This is a genomic window from Acidovorax cavernicola (genome assembly GCF_003581445.1).
The window spans coordinates 1-554 of sequence record NZ_QXMN01000359.1 but is presented as its reverse complement, the minus strand read 5'-3'; the positions used below and the strand labels follow the sequence as shown (position 1 = coordinate 554).

The following is a 554-nucleotide window of genomic DNA, read 5'->3' as shown; positions in this document are numbered from 1 at the left end:
CCCGGGCTTCGCCTGCGGGCAGGGCCGCGATCAGCTTGCGGCTGCTCTCGTCCACGTCGCGCGAGAGCTGGTTGAAAGCACTCCAGTGCCGCTCCAGGGCCTTGGGGTCCGTTCCCCGCACCAGCACGTTCTTCCATTCCTGCACCTGCATCTTGAACGCCAGCGCCATGTCGGCGACGTCGCGCTCGCTGTCATGGTTTGCCTTGACGGTCGTCGCATAGGTGGCGAGCGACTGGTTCAGGGCATGGATTCCGAACAGCGCGGCGCACAGCATGAGGAGCAGCGATGCGGCGATGACCAGAGGCAGTTTGAGGCTGAGTTTCACGATTTTTTCCCGCCCTGCGCTTGGGAGCAGAGAAGCTGTTGCGTCGATGCGGCGTCTGCACCCGCGGGTGCCGGCCATGAAAAAGGACCCCCACGCTCCCCTCGCTGCGCGAGGTCCGCTGCCCCCCGAAGGGGCGTTTTTCATCTTGGGACGGCCCGGCGATGAAAAAAGCCACCCGAAGGTGGCTTCTCTTGCGCCCGCCGGAAGTGACTCCGGCAGACTGCAGTAC

Annotated in this window: 1 pseudogene; it reads right to left on the bottom strand. The window is 64.8% G+C overall.

Features of this window, described 5'->3' with window-relative positions:
- A pseudogene (locus D3H34_RS33645) lies at positions 1-325 on the bottom strand (methyl-accepting chemotaxis protein); the annotation flags it as partial.
- Between the last annotated feature and the right edge of the window lie 229 nt (positions 326-554).